Source organism: Paenibacillus sp. V4I7 (genome assembly GCF_030817275.1).
Lineage (GTDB): Bacteria > Bacillota > Bacilli > Paenibacillales > NBRC-103111 > Paenibacillus_E.
Window position 1 is genome coordinate 2,529,813 of sequence record NZ_JAUSZD010000002.1, and the last position, 20,706, is coordinate 2,550,518.

Sequence of the window (20,706 nt, forward strand, 5' to 3'; positions counted from 1 at the left end):
TCAAAAGATGCGGGATTGTCTGGACAGCTGAGTGCCAGAGAAGTCAATTATCGTTTAGAGTAACAGACAGTAATAGTAGGATTATATGCATACGAGTTGAAGGGGACGGAGAAGCTGAGTAGACATCTGCAGGTATTAAGGGATTCCATCCCGAGTTTAAGATTGGGAACAGGAATGAGATGTGTGGAGTAAGCGACATATGATTATGAATGGGAAGAATGGAGCATGCGATATATGACTATGAATGCGATGGGGATTCATAAATATTTGCGAATGGCGCGAGCGTTCACGCTTGCGTGGGTCTTGCTGGCATGCTTTGCGCCAGCAGCAGCCCAAGCATCCGCGTCACAGGTCGCGGTCGATGGGCAGCAGCACGGAATTGTGATTCCCGTGCTGAACTACCACAGCATCGGGGTGGAGCCAGGGAACACGTACGTGCTCCACCCCGATATGTTCGCGCGCCAAATGGACTATTTCGCTGCGCATCACTACACCCCGTTGACGCTGCATGACTTCGTGCGCATCATCGAGAAGAAACAGCCGTCACCGGAGAGGCCCGTGCTGCTCACGTTCGATGACGGCTACGCGAATAACGCTGAGGTGGCGTTGCCGATCCTCCAGCGTCATCGCTTTCCGGCGACGCTGTTCCTGTCGCCAGGATTCATTGGCCAGCCAGGCTACTTAAGCTGGCCGCAAGTGCAAGAGCTGAGCGCGGCGGGGTGGGACATAGCGCCGCATGGGCTGACACATCCGCATCTCACACAGCTCAGCGTTGAACAGCAGCGCGAAGAGATCACGGAATCGCGCCGACGTATTGAGCAGGCGCTTGGGAAGAGCGTAGATGTTTTTGCTTATCCGTTTGGCGAGTATAATGAGGAAACGTTGAAGATCTTAAAAGAGGCGGCTTACCGCTATGCCTTTACAACGAAGGAAGGGTATGCTTCATCGAACCAATCGCCATATGAACTAAGTCGAATTGTCGTTCATGGCGAAGATGATTTTGCTACATGGGTTCAGAAGCTTACTGCTAGTTTGGTTAGCTTGATTAACTTGATTAGCTTTGTTGGCTGAGTGAGATTATAAAGTAAGTTATTAAATTGTTTTTGTTTAGAAGTATAGCGTGAAAAAAAAGAGAAATATAAAGACAATTAGAAAGCCAGTTTGACAGCCTTTCCTTGGTTTAGTTGAGAGGGAGTTGTACATCGTACAACAATTCTCATCGGTACATTATTTGAACTAAATTATTTGATTCAAACATTACTTGAACCACCCCAAATTTAAACCATTATTCAGGCTGATCAAAAGAATAAGCGAGCAATTTGACTAACTAAACATCAAACTTAAGAACGCTCACATTGGAGAGCAGAACATACAGTTTTCCTGGGATCAATAGCTCTTACCTGACCCAATTCAGTCCATTTTTTTAATTCAAACTAAAGCTTTTGGTTTAGTAGTGGATTTACAGAGATTTTTTAGTATAATCGTAAATAGAGATTATAAGCACTAACTATACTATTTCGGTTAAGGAGTCGTACAATGTCAAAAACACTAATTTTCGGACATAAAAATCCGGACACTGATTCAATCACATCAGCAATTGCTTATGCTGCACTGAAAACGAAATTAGGCCAAGAGGTCGAAGCTGTTCGTCTAGGCAGTGTGAATGGTGAAACACAATATGCATTGGATACTTTTAAAGTTGCAGCGCCTCGTCAAGTTGAGACTGTTGCGAATGAAGCAGCTAATGTCATCTTGGTAGACCATGTTGAGCGTCAACAAAGTGTTTCAGACATCGATCAAGTACGTGTTGTGGAAGTAATTGACCACCACCGTATTGCTAACTTCGAGACTAGCCATCCGCTTTACTACCGCGCAGAGCCAGTTGGTTGCACAGCAACCATCCTAAATAAATTGTACAAAGAAAACGGAGTTTCCATCGACAAAGACATCGCAGGTTTGATGCTTTCAGCTATCATTTCGGATTCCTTGTTGTTCAAATCCCCGACTTGCACGGAGCAAGACGTTGCCGCTGCTCGCGAACTTGCTGCAATTGCTGGCGTGGACGCTGAGACTTATGGTCTGGAAATGTTGAAAGCCGGAGCAGATCTGAGTGACAAAACAGTTGCACAATTGATTTCTTTGGACGCAAAAGAATTCCAAATGGGCAGCTATAAAGCCGAAATCGCACAAGTAAATGCGGTTGATGTTAACGATGTTCTTTCCCAGCAAGCTGAGATTGAATCCGCGCTTAATGCCATCATCGCTGAGAAAAACCTGGACTTGTTCTTGTTTGTTGTTACAGACATTCTTAACAATGATTCCGTCGGTCTTGCTCTTGGACGTAAAGCCGATGCTGTGGAGAAAGCTTACAACGTTACGCTTGTAGACAACAAAGCGTTGCTCAAAGGCGTTGTTTCACGTAAATCTCAAATCGTTCCTGTTCTTACGGATATCTTCAACAACCTGTAGGAATCGCTTTTATCTGTATTACGAAGACACCGTTCAGGATGAACGGTGTCTTTTGGTTGTACGCTCATTTTTTGGTATGATAGAAGGGATACAAAAGAAAGAGGTGAAGCAGAAATGGTTGATAACGCTCAACAAGGTAATTATGAAAAGGCAACTTTTGCTGGTGGATGTTTCTGGTGTATGGTTACACCATTTGAGGAACTGCCAGGTATTATATCCGTAGTGTCAGGTTACATTGGCGGTCACACAAGTAATCCGACTTACAAAGAAGTATGCTCGGAGACAACAGGACATGCAGAAGCCGTTCAAATTACATTTGACCCTGAACTATATCCTTATGATAAATTGCTTGATACATTTTGGCGCCAGATTGATCCCACGGATGCAGGAGGTCAGTTCCATGACCGCGGATCGTCTTACCGGACTGGCATTTTTGCCCATAGTGACCAGCAAAAAGAGAAAGCGGAAGCTTCCAAGCAAGCACTTCAGGATAGCGGTCGCTTCGATCGGCCTATCGTGACGGAGATTGTTCGGATTGATGCTGAAGCCTTTTATCCTGGGGAAGATTATCATCAGGACTATCATCACAAAAATCCGCAGCATTACAAGGCCTACCGCAAAGGATCAGGACGTGATTCCTATATTGAGAAGTATTGGAACACAGCCAAGGATAAAGAAGAACGTAAGCAAAAATTAACACCGCTTCAATTTGAAGTAACGCAAAATAATGGGACAGAGCGGCCATTTGAGAATGAGTTCTGGGACTCTCATGAGAAGGGTCTGTATGTGGACATCGTTTCGGGTGAGCCATTATTCAGCTCCTACGACAAATTTGATTCGGGCTGTGGCTGGCCTAGTTTCACGAAACCGGTATTCGAAGGTAGTGTGAAAGAGAAAGCTGATCATAGTCATTTCATGGTACGTACAGAGGTGCGAAGCCACGAGGCAGATTCCCATCTAGGTCACGTGTTTAATGATGGCCCAGGGCCAAATGGTCTCAGATACTGCATTAATTCAGCTGCGCTTCGGTTTATTCCGTTGGCAGATCTGGAAAAGGAAGGCTATGGCGCTTATCTTCGTTTTTTTGAGGAGAAGTAAGACCTTTCAGGGGAGATTTACAAAAAAGACGCTAATCAGGATCAAGATCCTGGCTAGCGTCTTTCTCATTTACGTGGATGTACGGTTAACTACATAGATAATCAGCGCAAGCACTCCAAGGGCAATAGCAGCTACATAGAAGAGCGTAAGTCGAGACCAATTGCCTTTGGTTTTGTTATCATATTCAGGATTGCCTTCTTTATTTGTTCGGGAGTGACCAATGATCACTGTAAATAAGACGGCCGCTATTAAAATGACAGAAAAGATTAGATAATAAGCATTGCTTGGCATCACATCACCGCTTTCTGTTATTTTCGTGTTGTTGAGCATCATTCTTTGTACCAAGGGTTCAAATGGATAAGGACTTCATCTACGTCACCATGCTGTTCCATAATGGATTTCTTGATAGCACGGGAGATATCATGACCTTGTTGGATCGTAAGCTCACCAGGAATCGCAACTCTGGCATCCACTAAAATGTAATGACCGTGTTCCCTTGCGCGAATACGATCAATTCGTTTTACCTGTGGAATCGCTTGGATTAACTGCGTATACTGGTGCAGCTTTTGTTGATCCACTGTTTTCTCCATCAGAACATCAAAGGCTTCCTTGCCCATTTCCACAGCTAATTTCAAAACCAATAATGAAACGATAATTCCCGCCGCTGCATCTCCGTAGGATAACCAGTGAATGTTATAAGTTTTACCAACAAAGGCCATTCCAATTCCAATAACTGCCGCTAATGAGGCGTAAACGTCGGCCAAGTGATCCTTGGCTGTAGCAATCAGCCCCTTACTGTTCGTTCTGCTGCCAATCCGCAACGTGTAAACATAGAGGGCGTATTTCCAAACCATAGAGACTGCTGCTGCAATAAAGGCAATTAAGCTTGGTTTTAGGGGGTCGTGGAAAAATGCGGCAGTCGAATGATAAGCAATATAAATGGCTGCTAGCGCAAGGATAAAAGCTACAAATCCAGAACCTAACACCTCAGCTTTGCCATGGCCATAGGGATGGTCTTCATCGGCTGGAAGCTTGGAAATTTGCATCGCGCTAAGTGCTGCGATCGTAGCGATAATATCACCTGCGTTATGAACCCCATCAGCTAATAAAACCTCACTATGAAACAGCAATCCGATTACGATTTTCATTATGGTAAGTATGATGTTGCTGATTAGGGATATCCAAATCGCCCAAAAAGATGATTTGTTGTCGTTGTTCATCAATGATGACCTCCTCCAGAAGTGTTTCCCCAAGGAAAAAAAATCCCTTGACCAAGGGTCAAGGGATTAGCTTCATTTTTATATGGGAATCTAGCAAATTATAATAGGACATGTTCAACACTTCACTTTACACAAATATCTTTGTATAATACCACACATAGCAGTAATTAACAAACCATGTTTCCGTCACCTATACGGGGGTAGAGAAAAGATGGAAGGGGAGCAGAAATAATTCTATGTTAAAGCCTTGGATGATTGAAATAGAACACCAATTGCTCCCGAATTTGGAGCTTTACAGTAAGCAACCTTACGATCCAATTATTGTCCACTATATACCTAAGCCATGGAAGATAGTTGGTTCAGGTAATTATGCAGCAGTACTTGCGCATCCGAATTACCCTGAGGTCGTCGTTAAAGTGTATGCACCAGGCAGACCAGGGATTGAGGAGGAAAAGGAAGTATACAGACGTCTAGGGAAACATCCCGCATTTTCAGAATGCTTGCATGCAGGGGATAATTATTTGGTATTGCGCCGTTTGACTGGAGTTACTTTATACAAATGCTTACATCGAGGGCTTCCAATTCCACGGCAAGTTATTACAGACATAGATGAAGCACTCGCTTACGCAGTTAGCAGGGGCCTAAATCCACATGACGTACATGGGAAAAATGTGATGATGAAGGATGGCAGAGGATTAGTAGTCGACGTATCTGACTTTATGAAAAGCGAATATTGTCCCATGTGGGACGATCTCAAAAATGCCTATGATCGTTTCTATTATCCGTGGGTACGGAAAATGCCCATTCCCGGCTTTGCTTTGAATGTTGTTCGGAGAAGCTATCGCAAATGGAAGAAATACCGCAGAAAGAGCAAATGAACCGAAATTTATAGAAAAGGAAGGTTTGGTTATGAGAGTACATGAATTTGAGATCCATTCCGATTTACAACGGGGCGATTTATCAATCATCTCTGCAAAGTCTTCTCATTTTATTTCGGACATTACGATAGATTTTGAGCTTGATCAAAAACACCACATTGTGGATGTGAAAAGCCTACTAGGCATGCTTCTAGTCCCGATCAAAGCTGGAACTACACTTCGTTTGCTCACCAAAGGCAAAGATGAGGAAGAGGCCATGCACTTTATGTTTGATTTGTTTGAGCCATACCGAGGGGATTAATTACTCACCACAATATTTGACCCTATTCTCACAAGATTGGATAGAGAATGTCCCTAAGAAAAGGGATAAAATAAAGAGTAACAAAGCGGATATACGCAATTTAGGGATGATATTGGAGGAATGTACGAGATGAGTAAGTATCACATCGTGGTCGTAGGATGCGGCAGCATGGCAAATGTATGGGTCGAGTATATGTTAAAACGTGAGGATAGCGACATTGTCGCGCTTGTTGATATTAAGACGGAATTCGCACAAGCCATGGCTGACCGCCATGGTCTTACCTGCGGCGTCTATAACAATCTGGAGCAAGCTATTCAGGATAGCGGTGCTAATCTGGTGCTGGACATCACGATTCCGTCCAGCCATTTCCAGGTGTGCGGCACAGCACTCCGGCAAGGATGTGACGTCTTCGGTGAGAAACCGATGGCCGCCACGATGGCGGAAGCGCGGGAGCTCGTGCAGCTGGCGGAGCGGACGGGAAGATCCTTCTCCGTCATGCAGAACCGCCGCTACGACGCGAACATCCGCGCACTGCGGGAGATCATTAACGCGGGCACGATCGGCCGCGTGGGTTATGTCGGCGCTGATTTTTTCTTGGGGCCGCATTTTGGGGGCTTTCGCGAAGCGATGGAAAGCCCGCTCATTCTAGACATGGCGATCCATACCTTCGATCAGGCTCGGTTTATTACTGGGGCAGACCCCGTTTCGGTGTACTGCCAGGAATTCAACCCGCCCGGCTCGTGGTACGCCGGGAATGCCTCTGCTATCTGCATCTATGAGATGTCAGACGGCACTGTGTTCTGTTACCGCGGCTCCTGGTGCGCGGAAGGGGCGCCGACCTCTTGGGAGGCGGCTTGGCGTGTGACCGGCGAGCAGGGCACCGCTCTGTGGGACGGTAGCGGCGCACCGTACGCCGAGATCGTCGCCGGCGGCGATCAAGCCGGCAAGTTCATCCGCGACTACACGAAAGTGGACGCGGATGTGAACTGGCCCGGCCACAGCGGCCACGCCGGCTGTCTGGACGAGATGTTCGTTGCGTTGGAAGAAGGCCGCCTCGCGGAGACAGACTGCCGCGACAATATCAAGAGCATGGCGATGGTTCTTGGCGCCCTCGAAAGCGCGAAGCTTGGCCAGAAGGTTGATCTGAGGAACTACTGGAACTAGAACGTTCGCGTGCTGCCGCCGCCAGGTGCCAAGGGTAACTTGTTGATTTATTGATGTCTATGTTTCCCCTGGCTACGGCAGCAGTTACTCTGGCGATGATAGGATAGTCACCACTTCGCTCAACTCCTGGGGCCAAGATGTACATCAAAATTCCGCTTTTTAAGCAGATATGGACCAAATGCTTCAAATTAGCTGTACTTTTTGCAGCACTATCGTGCAAAAAATCAAAGAAGAGGTTAAACAGAAAGCTCTGTTTAACCTCTTCTTGCCATTTCCTTTTAATGAATATCTTTCTTTTTAAATCTGCCGCCTTTTACATCATGGATATTGCCTATGGCGAGGAAAGCTTTGGGATCCAATTCGTCTAAGATGGATTTCAGCTTGGCTTCTTCTAGACGAGTGATGACGCTGAATATCACTTTTTTTTCATCCCCTGTAAATGCGCCTTCGCCCTTCAGGTAGGTCACGCCACGGCCAAGTCGGAACGTTATGGTTTCCCCGATTTTTTCGGATTCATCGCTGATAATCCATACGGCTTTGGATTGATCCAGGCCTTCGATGGTGATATCAATCATTTTGAAGGCAATGTAATACGCAATGAGCGAGTACATCGCATGATCCCAACCAAACACGAAACCTGCGCTGGCGAGAATAAAAAAGTTGAAAAACATCACGATTTCGCCGACCGAGAATGGCGACTTTTTACTAAATACAATGGCTACAATTTCTGTTCCATCGAGCGAACCGCCCGAGCGAATGACTAATCCTACACCGATACCAAGTATGATTCCACCGAAAACTGCGGCTAGCAAGGGATCTATGGTTATTGCTTCTACCGGATGAAGTAGGGTAGTTCCAATAGACATAAGGACAACGGAGAACAATGTCGATAAGGCAAACGTTTTGCCGATTTGCTTATACCCTAGAAGTAAGAAAGGTAAATTCAATAGAACGAGAAATATACCGATTGGTATGTTAGTCAAATGAGAGACGATAATTGAAATCCCTACTACGCCGCCATCGATAATATTGTTGGGGACTAAGAAAATTTCCAAACCAACAGAAAATAAGGCAGATCCAATGATCATAAATAATACTCTACGCAAAAATTTAAAGCGCGTTAGTTTTTGATGTTGGGAGCGTGCTTGTTGTGCTCCTGCCGATAAGTTTGACATGAAGGGTTCCTCTTTTCCACATTTCATTCAGTTGGGTTCTAATGAAAAATGAAGGAATGAGGCCCGTGTAACCCGATGTGAATTTGAGAAAAGCTAATAAGATACTTTTCAATTTCTTCCATATTTTAGATAATATAAAAATAATAAAAACAACAAATACGGTCATCTCATAATCTTTGTCATAATCTTCGTGTCTCTGAATCTTGTCTTCGTGAGCTTGTATAGATTCTCTGGTAGGCGGATGTGCTTGAACGGTTAAGACATGAGTCGTATTAGATAGAACGAGTATATCGGTATCAGTAGAATAGTGGTGTGAAATTGGCGGTGTCAAAGGAAATACGAACAGCCCAAGAATGATCCAGACCAATATCGTCCATTGCCATTTATGTTTAAAATGATGCAGGAGCATTTCCTCCAATCCTGATTTGCAACCAAATTTGCTTGAATTGTAGCACTTCAGTCCCACTGAGTCAAACCTGAAAGCGGTATCTTTTTATATTTTCAAATCATGATCAGCATGATAAGATTGGCGTGTATTTTGGAAGTCAGTTTTGTAAGCGCATTCAAATATTTCCCTTCTCAAAACTCCTTCTAAAGCTTGACCTTAACCTAAGGTTAAGGTTTATTCTTAGAAAAATTGGAAGGAGGAATGAGTATGTCTCGAGATTATAACATTTATCAAGATAACGCAGAAACATATGATCTATTAATTAGTAAGCAACCCAATTTAGCAGAGGTGATTCATGAGATAAGGCCTTACGAGCATTTAGATGTGGTGGACTTAGGGGCAGGGACAGGAAGGCTTTCCATGTTTCTGGCCGCAGAAGCCAATTCGCTTTGGTGTGTGGATAGTTCCAAGGCCATGCTGAATGTGTTAGAAAAAAAGTTAACTACCTTATCTTCTAATAGTAACTGGCGAACGATTGTTTCCGACCATAGAGATCTGCCAATTGAGGACGCTAGTAAGGATCTCGTCGTAGCAGGGTGGAGCTTATGTTATCTTGCTACCCCGAATAATGTGGATTGGGAGAATAATTTGAAACAAATGATGTCTGAAATTAGACGCATTCTTAGACCAGAGGGTACGGTGATCATTCTGGAGACTTTGGGAACGGGGTTTGCGGAACCGACGAGATATGATTATTTGGCTCCCTATTATCATTTGTTAGAAACCGAATATGGATTTGAACACACCACGCTATCCACCGATTATAAGTTCAAAGATGTGAATGAGGCTGTACAGTTAACCTCGTATTTCTTTGGAGAGGATTTTGGCAATCAAGTAAGGGCAAATAATTGGGATGTGGTACCTGAGTACGCAGGCATTTGGTATAAGCATTTCAATTATTAGCACCAAATATTGTTGTAATAACTGATAGTAGACAATTCTTTGAGGATCTATAGTGTTAATGAATAAGAAGCAATTGTAGGGGGCTATTTGGCTCCCTTTTTTGCTTAACAATTTACAATACAAAGGGCAATTTGTTAAAATTAGTTATTCGTTAGTGGGATTTGAAGGAATTATGATAAGGATATGCGAATCAAGGGGGATCATTTTGAGAACACCTATTTTATATGGCTCCGTACACGTGTTATTTTATAGAAACGAAGAGGTTTTATTATTGAAAAGACAAAATACCGGGTTTCAAGACGGCAATTGGAGCGTTGTTGCAGGCAGGATGGATGGCGGCGAAGAGGTCATCGCAGCCGCAATAAGAGAAGCGGAAGAAGAAGCTGGGGTTGTCATCAAGCCCACAGATATTGAAATCATCGGTGTCATGCATCGCAAAAATACGACGTCGGAATGGGTGGACTTCTTTTTAAACGTACATAGCTGGCAGGGTGAGATTACGAATAAAGAGCCAGAGAAGTGCGAGCAATTGAAGTGGTTTCATAAGAAGGAGCTTCCAGATAATATGGTTAACTATATACGGCTTGCCTTAGATAAGAAACAACAGGGACTCTGGTTTGAAAGTATAGGATGGTGAATATATGAGTAGTGATAAAATCGACATCAGAAACATCCGGGTAGAAGAAGCCAAGAGTTATTGGGTGCTGCGGCTTGAGGCACTGCAAAAACACCCTGATGCGTTCGGTGCTGCATATGAAGAATCGGTCTTGCTGTCAATGGAAGAAGTGGAGAAACGAATTGGTCAAGACAGCGGTAATTATATATTGGGTGCTTTTACAGCTGAAGGTCAGCTTATCGGTACAGCAGGATTTAAACGAGAGCAAAGTCTAAAGCTGAAACATAAAGCCTTTATTTGGGGTGTATACGTATCAGAGAACTACCGCGGGCAGGGGATTGCGAAGCAATTAATGGTAGAAGTGATCCGTAGAGGGAAACAACTAGAAGGTTTGAAACAAGTGACACTTTGTGTGGTAACCACGAACGGAGCAGCTATTGACCTCTACCGGAAATTAGGCTTTGAGTCCTATGGTGTTGAACGTAATGCTTTGGAATATGAGGGTCAGAGCTATGATGAGGAAATGATGGTTTACATGTATTAGGAGCAATCGTTTAAAACGATGTATTTAGAATGGATAATATCGATTATGCAACCAGGAGAGCTGCCTTTGTGCGGCTCTTTTTTGCACCCATTTGGACCAGGTGAACTCTGACTGCATACTGTGTAAAAGAGGATCCTATTAGACGAAGGTGATGACGTGCGCAGTGTGGTTGGAATTCTTCTAGATCGAAGAACTTATTTAGGCATTCACAGGCAGCAGACCGGATATGAGCGAATCGATCTTTACAATAAAGCAGCTGAAAATCTCGGAATGACGCCTTTCTATATGTGCCTTCAGCATATTAGTGAGAAGTCAGCTCTAGGTTTATGCTACGAGAATAAAAAGTATCGACTTATTAGGCTTCCTATTCCTAAAGTCACTCATAACCGTGCGATGACGCTTACACCGTATTTGCAAAATCAATTAAAGCTTCTTTCCAAATCAAGTATTGTATTCAATGGGCAAAATCGCCATGATAAACTTCGTATTCACAAGCTACTAACGACAAACCAATCAATTCGAGAGTATCTTCCTGAATCTATGGCCTACTCACGAGAACAACTGGTAGAAGCTATGGAAAGATTTTCATCTCTTTACGTCAAACCAACGAATAGCAGCATTGGTAAAGGGGTGATTAAAGTCACTCAGAAGGAAAACGAGGATTGGCAGCTTTGTTGGAGTAATAACGAACCGAAAATGCTAAATGAAAAGAAAGCCCAAGCTTTTATTCATGAAAAGGTTGGAACACAAAGCTATCTCATCCAACAAGCAATATCATTGGCAACGTATCATGGTCGACCGTATGATTTAAGGATTTCTGCTCAGCGCGGGGATAAAGGGAAGTGGCAGATAACAGGAATTGCAGGCAAAGTTGCTGCATCAGGTAGACATGTTACGAATCTGGCTAAAGGCGGAGAAGCTAGGCGATGTGAAGAATTATTTCGGGCTAGCGGTTTTGATCCATACCGAATGAAGGCTGCTGTTGAGCAAGTTTCTCTGATGATAGTTGAAAACCTGAGTGAGCGAATCCCAGCCATAGCCGATGTCGGATTGGATATTGGCGTTGACGATTATGGGCGAATTAAGCTTATTGAAGTGAATGGAAGAGATCAAAGGTATGAGTTCAAGCAATTGAAAATGCATCAGATTTTTAATAATACGTATGAGACACCATTACGATATGCTAAGTTTCTATTAAACCGATGAAGTTTCAATGAATCTAGCCCTATCTTTTGCGGGGCTATTACATAGGAAATAGAAGAAATGGGGATTAACACGACTATAATTGGCTTATTCATCTAGGACACAAACAGCGGGATGCGAATAAACTTTAATATGGCGTTGTAAAGGTGGAATTCTAAGGTGAAAAGTCGTATGTTAATTATCAAAAAGAATTTATTGCCCTGGTATAATGAGCTGGATGATAATCTAGATATCCATCATTCAGACTTTCCAAGGCTTGTCCGTGAACAAATAGAAACAATTGGCGAGTATACGATTGTCTTCATAAGTCGATTTGAAACGAGATTGAGGCAAAATAGCAAGAATACTTAGCAATTTGACCTCTTAGTGTAAGCTCGATATTCTTTGTGCCATTGAAAAAGCCATACTCCTAATGTGAAATAGACCCCGCTTGCCAAATAACCGCCAATGACATCACTAGGGTAATGAACCCCAAGATAAATCCGACTCATACCAATAAGGATGATCATAACGACACAGAGTATGATGACGATACTTCTTCCAATTCTCGTAGAGAGATGCCGCCAAAGAAGAAAAGCAAGAGACGCGTAAAGCGCGAAGGCTTCCATGGAATGTCCGCTTGGAAAGCTGTAGCCCGTTTCTTGTATAAGTCTATGCAAGTCGGGTCTTTGACGAACAAAATATAATTTGAGGATATGATTAATAATGGCTGTACCTGCAACTATGGAGATAAAGAAAATGAGTTCATAGCGATGATGCAAAACAAAATAAAGAAAAAGAATGGCAGAGAGGGCAAGTGTGACCACTATCGAGGTTGAACCAATGGAAGTGATTACTTTCATAAGTAAGGTGAGTCCAGGCGATTCCATTCCTTGAATGAGAGTAATCATGTGGTGATCGAATTGCGCGATCTGTTGGCCCTGAATGAGGGTAGCAACTAAGGAGAAGCATATAAGTGAGAGGATGCAGAGAATAAGGACAAACGTAATCTTAAGTTTTGGGATCATGGTAGGTTCTCCAAATATACAAATTAGTGTTTACAAATAATTAGTATAGCATAAGGTTTATTTATGTAAACGAGACTTAATGTTATACAAAGGTATTTCATTAAGCTTCTAGAATTATGGATCATTAAGAGGTGATCCGATGGAATTATATCATTTTAGCCATGAATCTGATATTGAGATATTCATCCCAAGAGTAAAGGCAAATCGTACGGATATGCCTCCGGTTGTATGGGCAATAGACCCTGAGCATGCTTTTACTTTTTACGTTCCACGCAATTGTCCGCGCATTGTTTACAAGAGGTCGGCATCGATGAGTGAAGAGGATGAGCATAAATTTTTTGGAGTAAGTTCCTCTGACACGGTCATGGTGATGGAGAACGATTGGTATTCACAGATCAGTCAGACGACCATGTATCGGTATACGTTTGCATGGGAAGGCTTTGAACGGTTTGACGAAACCGCTGGTTACTTCATTTCTCAGCAAACGGTCAGACCTTTAGACATGCAGCCCATTAGTCATTTATTAGATCAATTAATGGCATTAAATATTGAAGTGAGATTTACACCGAGATTAACTAAACTCAGAGAAGCCATTCTTGCTTCAACGCTCACTGATTTTGGCATTCATCGATTTGAACATGCGAAGCGGTTATAAAAAATTTACAAAGTTTTTAGAGTTTGAATCTCTCGATCTGGTCCCATTTATTCTCGCGCTCTAATATTCGCTTTTGCATGGGGCCAAAAAGGTCGAAGTGAGGATAGGAAGGACTATAGTGAATATACTGCGGGTTCAGTCCATGGGATACACACCATTTGGATAACCGATCCAAATCAGAACAGCCCACCTTCGTGACGGTTCGAATGCCATCAAAGCGATTATCCAGCCAGTAATGAGTCAAAAAGGCAATTTCGCCGCGGCTAACGGCAGCCTTCCATCGTTGAAGTTCTTCTCTTTTTATGCCAAAGGCCATTGGGATTCCATCCTTTTTGCTTAGAATTCATAAAAGTGTGTTATAATTATACAATATAAGACAAGAAGAGGCAGGGAATGACCTGCTTCTTTTTAATTTTAAAAATGAATTTGGCTTTTGTATTGCTTCATACCCATAAAAACAAGTAAAATAGAAGAGAAGCATTATTTGATCGATGTAGTGCCAACGTTGCCAACTAGGGATTGGATCCTTTTCAAAGAGGAAGAACCATACGGTCAGCATGTTTTACCCACAAGAAAATAAACGGTTTAAAGGAAAAGGGGACATTTAAAAGTGAACGTTCATTTAAATTTTACGAACAAGGGAAAACTGGTTATTGAAAATTTTAACAATGAGGAATTAATTGAAATTTTCAGCCGATACATCAACACGTTAACGAAGAAATACGCGGTAGATGTTAAGGTTCTTGCAGAAGCTAATCAGAACATTGTCGAAGACGGTTCATTCAAAGTTATCCTTTCCAATGTACAGTGTGATGTTGAAACTTTTTTCAAAGAACTCGGAAGAGACATTAAAGTACCTTTGAAAAAAAGATCCGATGGAAAATTGGAGAACGTGTTTAAAATTCAGGTTATTGAGTAAATTACGGAGGCTTGTATGCTTAGTTTAGAAGATAAATTAGCTATCGTGGAATCTTTTCCCGAGTTAGAGCGGAAAAATGTATCACTTGGACGGATCAATTTTCATTATGAAGATAGTGCTTATGATAAGAAGACCGTTGTTTATCACCTGCACCCAAACGGAAATGGATTTGTTTACGCTGAATATATCAAAGGATATGCTACGGACAACAAAGGGTTAATCAATATCCGTGATTTCAGCGCGGAAGAGCTTCGAGACATTATCGAGAAGTCGATTCATTCTTTAACGGGTAAGACATCCAAGAAGCTTCCGAAGATGGATACTGAACAACCAGAAGAGCATTGGGTAGATGAAGACGGCCATCTCTTGGTCGTTACATTCGTTGAAGATTTATGGTATATCTATGCTGGCAGCAATCTAGACTGCGCTTTTGAAACTTATGAAGAGGTCCAAGAGTATCTGGAAGAAGAAGGATTCACTAAAAAGTAAATCTTAGGGTATAAATCAAGAAAACCTCATCTACGGATGGGGTTTTTCTTTTTATGAGGAATGCTGCCCAATAAGGAGCTGCTGCTAAAAGTGTACCGAATACAAGGTAGATCATCGTATGACAGTAGAAAGGAAGTTCTTCACAAGCTAAAACATATCCGCTCTGCAGTAACAAGTTATGACTGTGTGAGGGAAGAGTGTCAAAAGATTCATTTGTTCAACTCCAAGCGGGATTGGAAGTATTAACCATATAACGATAACATGGAGGTGACATTGTAGGCAACATAGCAATGAGAAGGATAATAAAATCGCCGGTAATACGGCGCTGCGCTCCGAAATACAAACGAGACTTAAAGGTTAATTGTACTTACCCTCATATGAGGGCTATTTGTGCTATAATGGATGGAAAATTGATCTAACAGCAATTGATTCTAGTGGGGGTATTTTCGTGAAATTTAGACCTTGTATCGATTTACACAACGGTAAAGTTAAACAAATCGTAGGTGAGACATTAAGTACAGAGGGAAAGGAAATCATTGAAAATTTTGTTTCCTCGTATGACTCCACCTATTATGCCGCGATGTTCAAAAGGGATCATCTACTCGGAGGACATGTCATCATGCTCGGTGACGGGAATAAGGATGAAGCAGTGAACGCGCTGCGTGAGTATCCCAGCGGTTTGCAAATTGGCGGTGGTATTCATGCGGAGAATGCTGGCTATTATCTTGAGCAAGGTGCCTCACACGTCGTTGTGACCTCCTATATTTTCCGTGACGGGCAACTGAATATGGATAATCTGAAACAAATCGTAGCCGAGGTAGGAAAAAACAATTTGGTCATAGATCTCAGTTGTAAAGAGAAGGATGGCAAATGGTTCGTAGCTACAAACCAATGGAAGCAGCTGAGTAACTTTGAATTGAATAAAGAAAATATTCGGTTTCTAGAGCAATATTGTGATGAGTTTCTGATTCATGCTGTTGATGTAGAGGGCAAACAAAGCGGGATTCAGCAAAGCCTCGTCAGTACGTTAGCAGATTGGGTTGTCATTCCTACTACTTACGCAGGAGGGGCAAGATCCTTCGCGGATATTGAGCTATTCAAAGAATTATCCAGCGGAAAGCTTGATATCACCATTGGGAGTGCCTTAGACATTTTCGGTGGCAAGCTCTCTTATAATGGAGTTGTGAAATATATGAACGAGTTAATTTAGTTAAAAGCAGCAGATACCTTATTATTATTAGGGTGTCTGCTATTTTTAATTAGATGATCGACTCCAATTGTTGTTCTTAGGATTAAACGTTATTATTAGAGTTATGTGTTAAGGAATGGAGTCCAATTATGATTCGGTGAAATAGGAGATGTTTGAGGGATGGCACGCTGGCAAAGACTTTACTACTTGGGTATGGTTTTGGCCCTGATATTAGCTGTAACTGGGGAATTAATTTGGCTGCCAGATCCCTTGCGATTTGGTACAAGGATTTATTGGATAGATGCGATTGATCTACTGATCTATGCTCTTGCTTTCATTCCTATTATGTGGATGGCTGGCGCACTATGGCATATGTTCTCGCAAAGAAATGCTTGGGGTCGCGTTCGAAATGTCGCGGTAATCGTAGCTTCCTTGGTGAGTGTAATTATCCTACTATCGATTCCGAAAAAGATTGAAATTTCGGTGAGTATTTTTCTTATAACTTGGTTATTAGTATTTATAGATTTATTTTTCCATGAACGGATGCGCCGCAAGATACCTGTTCAGAGTATAACTTTGTTAGGTTCCACTTTGTTACTCATGTTTGTGATGTTCTGGCCGACGAATTCCATGGTCACGTACCCAGGATTGACCTTAAATATGAATCGTTACGCACAGGCAAATGAGGGAAATGTTCATGGAGATATTTCGGGAGTGCTCGTCTTTGAGCGGCCTGCATTCCCGATCGATTGGCTATATGCGAAGTTTTTTGCTAAGTATGCATTTGAACCGAAGAATCTTGGTATGTCTTTGGGAGAGTACAACCAAGAAGTACGTACGATGAAGGCGGATGCGAACGCCGCGGGAAGTGCTATTGCGTTTCAGAAAGTAGGTAAGGGCAAGGGGATCACCTCGCACGGTGTTCGCATCACGGCTATTCTGAAAGATAGCCCTGGCGCCGGCATCATGCAGCTAAGCGATGTGATCGAGGAAGTAAACGATTATAGCGTTACAACAGTTCAAGAGCTGACAGCCCGCATGAAATTGAACAAGCCCGGGGATCAGGTGAAGGTGTTGGTTCTGCGCGGCGGACAGCCAGTTAGTCTTTCGGTTAAGACTCGAGCAAATCCGGACGATCCGAGTCGTGCTGCCTTCGGCATTCAAGTTGCGAATGAGATGCAATATGATATTCCAGAGTCGGTGAAATATCATAACTATTTACTGCATGAGGGGGGACCCTCGCATGGGGCGGTGCTGGCACTAACATTGATTGATCAGCTTACACCTTGCGGTGTTACTTATGGCAATCGTGTTGCAGGCACGGGTACCATGGAGCCCGATGGTTCGATCGGTCCTGTTGGAGGCTTAGAGCAGAAAGCCTATAGCGTTAGCAGAACGGATGCCGATGTATTCTTTGTTCCATCTCTAAATGAGTCAGAAGCAAGACGAGGAGCACCTGGGCTGCTTATTGTCCCTGTGCATACGATTGACGATATGTTGAACTGGTTGCGTCAAAATCCAAAGCAAAAAAGTCAGCCAACTTGCACGTAGACTACGAAAGCGCATGTTGTCTCTTCGACAACAGCGCTTTCGTAGTCTACTTTGTAAAACTTATATTTTCTTAACAATATTTGTATAAAATATATAAATAATAGACTATTCATTGGAGGTCATGCACAATGGACCCGTTAATTGAAATAGAGAAGAAAATAGAAGCTAAAAGGCGTGAGCTTAACCATGCGGGAAGAATGTACGAGCTTCGGTCCGAATTCATATTGCGATTATCTGCTGAGTTGGATGAATTATTAAATACTTATCAAATTCTGATAGCTTGTTAGTCTCTGGACGCTTCATAAAGCTTTCGTACAATAAGTTTAGGCTCGAATTGTGCTGTTGACATATGATCACCATGTACTTGAATAAATCGGTACAAGCCTAATCGGCTTGACATATGCGGTTTTCAGACGATCTGGAATAAGCTCGGCTACTTTTTGCACTAAACTGCCTCCGAAGCTATGTCCAACCAAAATAATGTTCTTTAAGGGTCAGCGCCATGTCCTGGGTATTCAGGAACATAGACGGTATGGCCTTTTTTGCGTAATTCAGCAGCAATCCCAGACCAAAAGCTTGCATCCGTCCACGAGCCGTGAATTAGAACAAAAGTGAGAGGCTGAACTCTTTCACGGTAATCATGTTCAAATCCGTAGCCCAAGGAGCCTGAGTGTTGTAAGGCCATACGGAAGGGGGAAATGGGGGTTGGTTAGGATACCCAGAAGGCCCATTTGCCACATCAAAGCAAAAAGACGTCCGAACTGGACGTCAACGTTAGAAAATGCGTCCTCCCAAATTGTCGCCTTTGCGAACAGAAGGTAAATGAATCGTTTTCACATGCTCACTATGCAATATCGATTTCCCGGTAGCTGTATGAAGCTCGAGAAAAGGATGGTCTGCTGTATGAAGGACCCCAATTTTGCTCGGGTTTTCTCCAAGATCCAGGACAACAAACTGGCTTTCCAGCTTTTTCAACTGTTGATCAAACGTCCGTGAAAATGTAACTTGAGAAGGTTGGACGAGAAAATGCTCCATTTTCATCGAGTAAGGTGTCGTATTAGGATGGTAAGGGATCACATATTTGACGTGCTTCATCGAAATGAAAATCGTATGAAACACAGGGGAGTGGAAGGCAAAATAATCATTCATTATATGGGTCAAGTAACCATGTATGCTTTGATTGCCAGTAATATATATTTCAACGAACATTCCTTTAGCGCTCATCAACATCTTTCGATAAGAGATTGAGGCAGACTGAAGATCAAAAGGATATTCCGTAGGTGGGTCAATGGAAGAAGAGCTTGCATAGGTATCGAGCTTTAGATATTGTAAATGAATGATTGGAATATAGTAAAAGTGAAATTCATTGAAGATTACGATAAGATCACTGCCAACCTCAAGCAGCACTCCCTTTAAGGGTTGTTGGATCCCCGATAACGATAGCTCTACTTGCTTATCAATTAGCTTAATCATAGTTTCCACAGTTTGCACCTCCTTTCAATCTAGTAGAAATGCTTTATCCTTAATGAACTAGTACATAAATAACCCCAAATGGCGCGCTGAATGCCGTAGCAATCAGCGCGCCTGCGACGAGATTGGGGTTATAGGATATGGGTATCATGTAGCAAGTTCTACTAAATTTAACGAGAGCGGTATTTTTTTAACATAAGTTTAATCGCAACGATTTGTGCAGCAGTTGCTTTGTTGCTTTTGTTATCTTTGTTGTCTTTGTTGTCTTTGTTGTCTTTGTTGTCGGATTTGCCTTTGCTATTATTTTTGTTAGCGGCATTAATACTTTTAACATGGAAGATTGGAATACGGATGATTTCATTATTTACAACAAGCAGCAAGATGTTATCCCCGGAATGTACGACAAGACCTTCAACTTTCTCAGGGCCACCGCGGTTGATTTGAACATTTGTGTATCTCAATTGACCCAAGAGACCTTCAAAGGTATACGCATTTTCAAAACGTTGAGAAGCTCTGTAACTTCTGTTACTTTTGTTACCTCTGCTAACATTGCTGTTCGTACTACTAATGCTTTTGATATGTTGCGATTGGATGTAGACAATAGTGCCATCTTTCATTTGGATTGCTAAATAATCGTAATGGACGGATAGTAATCTACCAACGATAGAATCAGGACCTCCGCGATTGATTTTAACCTCAGTACCAATTAATGAACCTAAATAGTTTACACTCATTTTGTCATTTCCCCTCTCAGGAATGTGGTTTAGTTTGAATATAAGCAGCGTTTACTAGTGTGTGTTCACCTCCTGTACCAATGTCATTGCTGCTCATTTGTAATATAAGTATATGTATCCGTTACATATGAGGTACTAGATTAGAATCTATTTTTGCAATAATTCCACCAAGAGAACGAACCTACTAATAATTAATTTTTCTATATCAACCAATATCTCTATCCAATTCGAATCTCCTATCATAGACTGCACTATAAACTATAAGGAGGTTTTGAAGATGGAGGTTAGTGTATCTAACAAAAGTAATGGCGACAAAACAAAAGGCAACAAAAGCGACAAAACAAGAGGTAACAAAAGTGACAAAACAAGAGGTAACAAAAGTGACAAAACAAGAGGCACCAACACCGAACAAACCAACGTCCAAAAAAATGACAAAACAAGAGGCGCCAACACTGAAAAAACAAATGCCAAAAAAAATCAAAAAACAAGAGACACCAACACCGAAAACACAAATGTCCAAAAAAATGACAAAACAAGAGGGAACAAAACTCGTGGTGACAAAACAAGAGGGAACAAAACTCGTGGTGACAAAACAAGAGGGAACAAAACTCGTGGTGACAAAACAAGAGGGAACAAGAGCCGTGGCAATCGTTCATAATCACGAATAAATTAA

At 42.4% G+C, this 20,706-nt stretch carries 25 protein-coding genes; 17 read left to right on the top strand and 8 right to left on the bottom strand.

Annotated elements, in window-relative coordinates; genetic code table 11:
- Positions 1-435 precede the first annotated feature (435 nt).
- The 3 genes from QFZ80_RS12645 to msrB all read left to right on the top strand — a co-directional run bounded on the left by QFZ80_RS12645 (position 436) and on the right by msrB (position 3,567).
- Positions 436-1,071 carry a polysaccharide deacetylase family protein gene (locus QFZ80_RS12645; RefSeq protein WP_307559178.1) on the top strand — a complete coding sequence of 212 codons (636 nt, stop codon included), beginning with the start codon at positions 436-438 and terminating at the stop codon, positions 1,069-1,071.
- Between the two features lie 465 nt (positions 1,072-1,536).
- Positions 1,537-2,469, top strand: a complete 933-nt coding sequence (locus QFZ80_RS12650; RefSeq protein ID WP_307559180.1) for a manganese-dependent inorganic pyrophosphatase — start codon at positions 1,537-1,539, stop codon at positions 2,467-2,469.
- 114 nt (positions 2,470-2,583) lie between these two features.
- Positions 2,584-3,567, top strand: a complete 984-nt coding sequence (gene msrB, locus QFZ80_RS12655; RefSeq protein ID WP_307559182.1) for a peptide-methionine (R)-S-oxide reductase MsrB — start codon at positions 2,584-2,586, stop codon at positions 3,565-3,567.
- A gap of 69 nt (positions 3,568-3,636) precedes the next feature.
- On the opposite strand, the gene QFZ80_RS12660 is transcribed toward msrB, so the two are convergent.
- Positions 3,637-3,900 carry a hypothetical protein gene (locus tag QFZ80_RS12660; protein WP_307559184.1) on the bottom strand — a complete coding sequence of 88 codons (264 nt, stop codon included), beginning with the start codon at positions 3,898-3,900 and terminating at the stop codon, positions 3,637-3,639.
- Positions 3,897-4,787: a cation diffusion facilitator family transporter gene (locus QFZ80_RS12665; RefSeq protein ID WP_307546317.1), complete on the bottom strand. Its 891-nt coding sequence runs from the start codon at positions 4,785-4,787 to the stop codon at positions 3,897-3,899. The genes QFZ80_RS12660 and QFZ80_RS12665 overlap by 4 nt, the downstream gene beginning before the upstream one ends.
- A gap of 236 nt (positions 4,788-5,023) precedes the next feature.
- Between QFZ80_RS12665 and QFZ80_RS12670 the strand changes: the two genes are divergently transcribed.
- The 3 genes from QFZ80_RS12670 to QFZ80_RS12680 all read left to right on the top strand — a co-directional run bounded on the left by QFZ80_RS12670 (position 5,024) and on the right by QFZ80_RS12680 (position 7,130).
- Positions 5,024-5,665, top strand: coding sequence for a serine/threonine-protein kinase (locus QFZ80_RS12670; RefSeq protein WP_307546316.1), 642 nt, complete (start codon positions 5,024-5,026; stop codon positions 5,663-5,665).
- A 31-nt stretch (positions 5,666-5,696) separates the two neighbouring features.
- A complete protein-coding gene (locus tag QFZ80_RS12675; RefSeq protein WP_307546315.1) occupies positions 5,697-5,966 on the top strand; it encodes an HPr family phosphocarrier protein in 270 nt (89 codons plus the stop codon).
- Positions 5,967-6,095: 129 nt separating this feature from the next.
- Positions 6,096-7,130, top strand: a complete 1,035-nt coding sequence (locus tag QFZ80_RS12680) for a Gfo/Idh/MocA family protein (protein ID WP_307559186.1) — start codon at positions 6,096-6,098, stop codon at positions 7,128-7,130.
- Between the two features lie 278 nt (positions 7,131-7,408).
- Here QFZ80_RS12680 and QFZ80_RS12685 read toward each other — a convergent pair whose 3' ends face one another.
- Positions 7,409-8,305, bottom strand: a complete 897-nt coding sequence (locus QFZ80_RS12685) for a YitT family protein (protein ID WP_307546313.1) — start codon at positions 8,303-8,305, stop codon at positions 7,409-7,411.
- Between the two features lie 655 nt (positions 8,306-8,960).
- Here QFZ80_RS12685 and QFZ80_RS12690 point away from each other — a divergent pair.
- The 4 genes from QFZ80_RS12690 (at position 8,961) to QFZ80_RS12705 (ending at position 12,022) form a co-directional block, all read left to right on the top strand.
- On the top strand, positions 8,961-9,656 hold the full coding sequence (locus tag QFZ80_RS12690) for a class I SAM-dependent methyltransferase (protein ID WP_307546312.1): 696 nt from the start codon (positions 8,961-8,963) through the stop codon (positions 9,654-9,656).
- A gap of 172 nt (positions 9,657-9,828) precedes the next feature.
- Complete coding sequence (locus QFZ80_RS12695) at positions 9,829-10,293, top strand: NUDIX domain-containing protein (RefSeq protein ID WP_307546311.1); 465 nt, start codon at positions 9,829-9,831, stop codon at positions 10,291-10,293.
- Positions 10,294-10,297: 4 nt separating this feature from the next.
- Entirely contained in the window at positions 10,298-10,816 is a 519-nt protein-coding gene (locus QFZ80_RS12700; protein ID WP_307546310.1) for a GNAT family N-acetyltransferase, read from the top strand.
- Between the two features lie 156 nt (positions 10,817-10,972).
- Positions 10,973-12,022, top strand: a complete 1,050-nt coding sequence (locus QFZ80_RS12705) for a YheC/YheD family endospore coat-associated protein (protein ID WP_307546309.1) — start codon at positions 10,973-10,975, stop codon at positions 12,020-12,022.
- A 344-nt stretch (positions 12,023-12,366) separates the two neighbouring features.
- Here QFZ80_RS12705 and QFZ80_RS12710 read toward each other — a convergent pair whose 3' ends face one another.
- Complete coding sequence (locus QFZ80_RS12710) at positions 12,367-13,026, bottom strand: phosphatase PAP2 family protein (protein WP_307546308.1); 660 nt, start codon at positions 13,024-13,026, stop codon at positions 12,367-12,369.
- Positions 13,027-13,165: 139 nt separating this feature from the next.
- Between QFZ80_RS12710 and QFZ80_RS12715 the strand changes: the two genes are divergently transcribed.
- Positions 13,166-13,681 (top strand): DUF6886 family protein, encoded by a 516-nt coding sequence (locus tag QFZ80_RS12715; RefSeq protein WP_307546307.1) that lies wholly within the window; start codon positions 13,166-13,168, stop codon positions 13,679-13,681.
- Positions 13,682-13,697: 16 nt separating this feature from the next.
- Here the strand turns inward: QFZ80_RS12715 and QFZ80_RS12720 are convergent, their stop codons facing one another.
- A complete protein-coding gene (locus QFZ80_RS12720) occupies positions 13,698-13,997 on the bottom strand; it encodes a hypothetical protein (RefSeq protein ID WP_307546306.1) in 300 nt (99 codons plus the stop codon).
- A gap of 294 nt (positions 13,998-14,291) precedes the next feature.
- On the opposite strand from QFZ80_RS12720, the gene QFZ80_RS12725 reads away from it, so the two are divergent.
- From QFZ80_RS12725 to QFZ80_RS12745, 5 genes are all read left to right on the top strand, one after another.
- Complete coding sequence (locus QFZ80_RS12725) at positions 14,292-14,600, top strand: hypothetical protein (RefSeq protein WP_029198301.1); 309 nt, start codon at positions 14,292-14,294, stop codon at positions 14,598-14,600.
- Between the two features lie 15 nt (positions 14,601-14,615).
- Entirely contained in the window at positions 14,616-15,089 is a 474-nt protein-coding gene (locus QFZ80_RS12730; RefSeq protein ID WP_307546305.1) for a hypothetical protein, read from the top strand.
- A gap of 448 nt (positions 15,090-15,537) precedes the next feature.
- A complete protein-coding gene (gene hisA, locus QFZ80_RS12735) occupies positions 15,538-16,299 on the top strand; it encodes a phosphoribosylformimino-5-aminoimidazole carboxamide ribotide isomerase (RefSeq protein ID WP_307546304.1) in 762 nt (253 codons plus the stop codon).
- 159 nt (positions 16,300-16,458) lie between these two features.
- The gene (locus tag QFZ80_RS12740; RefSeq protein WP_307546303.1) at positions 16,459-17,829 is read left to right on the top strand and encodes a PDZ domain-containing protein; all 1,371 of its coding nucleotides are present in this window, start codon (positions 16,459-16,461) and stop codon (positions 17,827-17,829) included.
- Positions 17,830-17,957: 128 nt separating this feature from the next.
- Entirely contained in the window at positions 17,958-18,116 is a 159-nt protein-coding gene (locus QFZ80_RS12745; RefSeq protein ID WP_307546302.1) for an aspartyl-phosphate phosphatase Spo0E family protein, read from the top strand.
- 200 nt (positions 18,117-18,316) lie between these two features.
- On the opposite strand, the gene QFZ80_RS12750 is transcribed toward QFZ80_RS12745, so the two are convergent.
- The 3 genes from QFZ80_RS12750 to QFZ80_RS12760 form a co-directional block, all read right to left on the bottom strand.
- Positions 18,317-18,514: an alpha/beta fold hydrolase gene (locus QFZ80_RS12750; RefSeq protein WP_307546301.1), complete on the bottom strand. Its 198-nt coding sequence runs from the start codon at positions 18,512-18,514 to the stop codon at positions 18,317-18,319.
- 89 nt (positions 18,515-18,603) lie between these two features.
- Positions 18,604-19,302 (bottom strand): DUF2642 domain-containing protein, encoded by a 699-nt coding sequence (locus QFZ80_RS12755; RefSeq protein WP_307555531.1) that lies wholly within the window; start codon positions 19,300-19,302, stop codon positions 18,604-18,606.
- A 167-nt stretch (positions 19,303-19,469) separates the two neighbouring features.
- Entirely contained in the window at positions 19,470-20,033 is a 564-nt protein-coding gene (locus QFZ80_RS12760) for a DUF2642 domain-containing protein (protein ID WP_307559188.1), read from the bottom strand.
- A 287-nt stretch (positions 20,034-20,320) separates the two neighbouring features.
- On the opposite strand from QFZ80_RS12760, the gene QFZ80_RS12765 reads away from it, so the two are divergent.
- Positions 20,321-20,701: a hypothetical protein gene (locus QFZ80_RS12765; protein WP_307559190.1), complete on the top strand. Its 381-nt coding sequence runs from the start codon at positions 20,321-20,323 to the stop codon at positions 20,699-20,701.
- Positions 20,702-20,706 lie beyond the last annotated feature (5 nt).

Bases quoted from the DNA above. Each gene is read 5' to 3' on its own strand.
- QFZ80_RS12650 (WP_307559180.1), top strand. From the start codon at position 1,537: ATGTCAAAAACACTAATTTTCGGACATAAAAATCCGGACACTGATTCA.
- msrB (WP_307559182.1), top strand. From the start codon at position 2,584: ATGGTTGATAACGCTCAACAAGGTAATTATGAAAAGGCAACTTTTGCT.
- QFZ80_RS12660 (WP_307559184.1), bottom strand. From the start codon at position 3,900: ATGATGCTCAACAACACGAAAATAACAGAAAGCGGTGATGTGATGCCA.
- QFZ80_RS12665 (WP_307546317.1), bottom strand. From the start codon at position 4,787: ATGAACAACGACAACAAATCATCTTTTTGGGCGATTTGGATATCCCTA.
- QFZ80_RS12670 (WP_307546316.1), top strand. From the start codon at position 5,024: ATGTTAAAGCCTTGGATGATTGAAATAGAACACCAATTGCTCCCGAAT.
- QFZ80_RS12675 (WP_307546315.1), top strand. From the start codon at position 5,697: ATGAGAGTACATGAATTTGAGATCCATTCCGATTTACAACGGGGCGAT.
- QFZ80_RS12680 (WP_307559186.1), top strand. From the start codon at position 6,096: ATGAGTAAGTATCACATCGTGGTCGTAGGATGCGGCAGCATGGCAAAT.
- QFZ80_RS12685 (WP_307546313.1), bottom strand. From the start codon at position 8,305: ATGTCAAACTTATCGGCAGGAGCACAACAAGCACGCTCCCAACATCAA.
- QFZ80_RS12690 (WP_307546312.1), top strand. From the start codon at position 8,961: ATGTCTCGAGATTATAACATTTATCAAGATAACGCAGAAACATATGAT.
- QFZ80_RS12695 (WP_307546311.1), top strand. From the start codon at position 9,829: ATGATAAGGATATGCGAATCAAGGGGGATCATTTTGAGAACACCTATT.
- QFZ80_RS12700 (WP_307546310.1), top strand. From the start codon at position 10,298: ATGAGTAGTGATAAAATCGACATCAGAAACATCCGGGTAGAAGAAGCC.
- QFZ80_RS12710 (WP_307546308.1), bottom strand. From the start codon at position 13,026: ATGATCCCAAAACTTAAGATTACGTTTGTCCTTATTCTCTGCATCCTC.
- QFZ80_RS12715 (WP_307546307.1), top strand. From the start codon at position 13,166: ATGGAATTATATCATTTTAGCCATGAATCTGATATTGAGATATTCATC.
- QFZ80_RS12720 (WP_307546306.1), bottom strand. From the start codon at position 13,997: ATGGCCTTTGGCATAAAAAGAGAAGAACTTCAACGATGGAAGGCTGCC.
- QFZ80_RS12730 (WP_307546305.1), top strand. From the start codon at position 14,616: ATGCTTAGTTTAGAAGATAAATTAGCTATCGTGGAATCTTTTCCCGAG.
- QFZ80_RS12740 (WP_307546303.1), top strand. From the start codon at position 16,459: ATGGCACGCTGGCAAAGACTTTACTACTTGGGTATGGTTTTGGCCCTG.
- QFZ80_RS12745 (WP_307546302.1), top strand. From the start codon at position 17,958: ATGGACCCGTTAATTGAAATAGAGAAGAAAATAGAAGCTAAAAGGCGT.
- QFZ80_RS12750 (WP_307546301.1), bottom strand. From the start codon at position 18,514: ATGGCCTTACAACACTCAGGCTCCTTGGGCTACGGATTTGAACATGAT.
- QFZ80_RS12755 (WP_307555531.1), bottom strand. From the start codon at position 19,302: ATGATTAAGCTAATTGATAAGCAAGTAGAGCTATCGTTATCGGGGATC.
- QFZ80_RS12760 (WP_307559188.1), bottom strand. From the start codon at position 20,033: ATGAGTGTAAACTATTTAGGTTCATTAATTGGTACTGAGGTTAAAATC.